At 72.4% G+C, this 2,639-nt stretch carries 4 protein-coding genes and 1 pseudogene; 4 read left to right on the top strand and 1 reads right to left on the bottom strand.

The annotated features are described in order from the left end of the window. The coding region (locus tag AC1D15_RS26080) for a hypothetical protein (RefSeq protein WP_477828274.1) at window positions 1–404 on the bottom strand (404 nt) is incomplete at its 3' end. Window positions 405–473: 69 nt separating this feature from the next. On the opposite strand from AC1D15_RS26080, the gene AC1D15_RS26085 reads away from it, so the two are divergent. From AC1D15_RS26085 to AC1D15_RS26100, 4 genes and pseudogenes are all read left to right on the top strand, one after another. Next, the gene (locus AC1D15_RS26085) at window positions 474–614 is read left to right on the top strand and encodes a type II toxin-antitoxin system VapB family antitoxin (protein ID WP_465114260.1); all 141 of its coding nucleotides are present in this window, start codon (window positions 474–476) and stop codon (window positions 612–614) included. Next, on the top strand, window positions 611–2,188 hold the full coding sequence (locus AC1D15_RS26090; RefSeq protein ID WP_477828275.1) for a DHA2 family efflux MFS transporter permease subunit: 1,578 nt from the start codon (window positions 611–613) through the stop codon (window positions 2,186–2,188). The genes AC1D15_RS26085 and AC1D15_RS26090 overlap by 4 nt, the downstream gene beginning before the upstream one ends. Continuing rightward, a complete protein-coding gene (locus tag AC1D15_RS26095; RefSeq protein ID WP_477828276.1) occupies window positions 2,185–2,562 on the top strand; it encodes a CidA/LrgA family protein in 378 nt (125 codons plus the stop codon). The genes AC1D15_RS26090 and AC1D15_RS26095 overlap by 4 nt, the downstream gene beginning before the upstream one ends. Further along, window positions 2,555–2,639, top strand: a pseudogene (locus AC1D15_RS26100) (LrgB family protein); the annotation flags it as partial. The gene AC1D15_RS26095 and the pseudogene AC1D15_RS26100, both read left to right, overlap by 8 nt.

Here is a 2,639-nt window from a genome sequence, read left to right on the forward strand (position 1 = left end):
GCCTCGGTGGCGGCGGCTGCGCGCTCGACGCCGAGGTCCTTCAGCGCACGCGTCGTCACCAGCGCCGTCGCGTCGCTCGCGCCCGGCAATGGCGGCGTCAGCACCGCATGGCTGCCGTCGGAACAGCCTTGGCGTTCTTCGATCTGCAAACGATCGACGCGCGCCTCGCGGATGCGTGCACCGGCCTGGTGAAGCTGTACGCGCTGGCCCGGCTGCAGTGACTCCGCGGTCAGCTCGAACGGCGCGAACGTGCCGGCCCGCACGAGGGCCAATGGGAACGCGCGATCAGGGGCCTGCAGCACCAGCACGAGGTTCGGCGCGACGGGAGGGGCCGGCTGCGCGACGCTCGCAGTCGCGATGAGCAGGGTGGTGAGGGCAAGCAGGCAGCAGCGGATCGGCGTCATGCGGGCGATTGTCGGGCAGCGTGGAGGCCAGCCGGATAGGATGCGTGCGCACAGACCATGAGGTACGCCATGCGCACTCGCATCCTGATCGACGACGCTCTCCTCCAGGAGGCGCTGCGCGTCACCGGCGCGGCGACGACGCGCGAGGTCGTGGAACTGGCGCTCAGGACGCTGGTGAGACTGGACGGGCAGGCACAGGCGAGCCCGTGAACCCCGCCGGCCAGACCCCCTGCGACAAGGTCGCCATCCTGCATGGTGCGCCGTGCGCTGGCGCGCCGGCCAGCGGGCAGCGCTGGACGCTGGCCGCCGCGATCCTCGGCTCGGGGATGGCCTTCATCGACGGCAGCATCGTCAACGTCGCGCTGCCCGCGATCCAGCGCGAGCTGAACGCCAGCGCGGCGCAGCTGCAGTGGATCGTCGAGGCCTATGCGCTGTTCCTCGCGTCGCTGCTGCTGGCCGGTGGCGCGCTCGGCGACCGGCTCGGGCGGCGGCGCGTCTTCATGGCGGGCGTCGCGCTGTTCACCGTCGCGTCGGCGGCCTGCGCGCTGTCGCCGTCGGCCGACCTGCTGATYGCGGCGCGCGCGCTGCAAGGCATCGGCGCGGCGCTGCTGGTGCCGGGCAGCCTGTCGCTGATCGGCGCCAACTTCACGCAGGCCGAGCGCGGGCGCGCGATCGGCACCTGGTCGGCGCTGAGCGGCGTCGCCGCGGCCGTCGGCCCGGTGCTCGGCGGCTGGATGGTCGAGCACTGGCGCTGGACCTGGGCCTTCCTCGTGAACCTGCCGCTCGGTGCCGTGCTGCTACTGATCTGCGCCACCCGCGTGCCCGAGAGCCGCAACAACGCGGACACCTCGGCGATCGACGTGCCGGGTGCCGTGCTCGTCACGCTCGGCCTCGCCGGCATCGTGTTCGCGCTGGTGCAGGCACCGCTGCACGGCTGGGGATCGGCCGACGTGCTCGCGGCGCTTGCGATCGGCATCGCCGGCCTCGCAGGATTCCTCCTTGTCGAAGCCCGCAGCGCCGCACCGATGGTGCCGCTGCGCCTGTTCCGCATCGGCGACTTCGCCGGCGCCAACCTGCTGACGCTGCTGCTGTATGCCGCGCTCGGCGGCGGGCTGTACTTCCTGCCGCTCAACCTGATCCAGGTGCAGGGCTACGGTGCCGCAGCCGCAGGTGCCGCGATGCTGCCGTTCATCGCGATCATGTTCGCGCTGTCGCGGGCCGCGGGGCACATCGTCGACCGCACCGGGCCGCGCCTGCCGTTGATCGTCGGCCCGCTGGTGGCCGCCGCCGGCTTCGCCTTGTTCATGGTGCCGGGCGTCGGCAGCGGCTACTGGACGGGCTTCTTCCCCGCCACCTTCGTGCTGGGCCTCGGCATGGCGATCACGGTCGCGCCGCTGACGACCACCGTGATGAATGCGGTCGGTGCCGAAGCGGCCGGCGTGGCCTCGGGCGTCAACAACGCGGTGTCGCGCGCGGCCGGCCTGCTGGCGATCGCCGGCTTCGGCGTGCTGATGGCGCACGGCTTCAACCACCAGCTCGCGGAGTCGATGCAGGCGCTGTCGCTGCCGGCCGGCGTGGCCGATGCGATCCGGCAGCAGCAGGACCGGCTCGCCGGCATCGCGTTGCCCGACGGGCTGGACGCCGCGCTCAGGCCGGCCTTGCAGCAGGCGATCGGCGGCGCCTTCGTGGCCGGCTTCCGGCAGGTGATGGGCGTGTGTGCCGCGCTCGCGCTGCTCAGCGGATTGAGCGCCGCGTGGATGATCGGCCGCGGGAGGCAGCCATGAACGCCTTGCGCGGCCTCGCCTGGCTGCTGTTGCTGCAGGCCACCGGCGAAGCCATCGCCCATGCGTTGACGTTGCCGATCCCCGGCCCGGTGATCGGCCTGGCGCTGCTGCTGGCCCTGCTGCACTGGCAGGCCGTGCGTGCGCCGGTGCAGGCCGCGGCCGAATTGCTGCTGACGCACCTGTCGCTGTTGTTCGTGCCGGTCGGCGTCGGCGTGATCACGCACCTCGACCTGGTGTCGGCCTGGGGCTGGCAGCTGCTGGTCGTGGTGTGCGTGTCGACCTGGAGCGGCATGGTGGTCACCGGCCTGGTGCTGCGCGCGTTGCTGCGGTCGCCACCGGATTCGCAGGCGCCGCGCGAGCCGCACGATGGCTGACTTCGTGCAGCTCTGGGTCTACCTGTCGACCACGCCGCTGTTCGGGCTGACGGCCACGCTCGTGACCTACGTGCTGG

It is taken from the genome of Rhizobacter sp. P2_H2 (assembly GCF_056403375.1).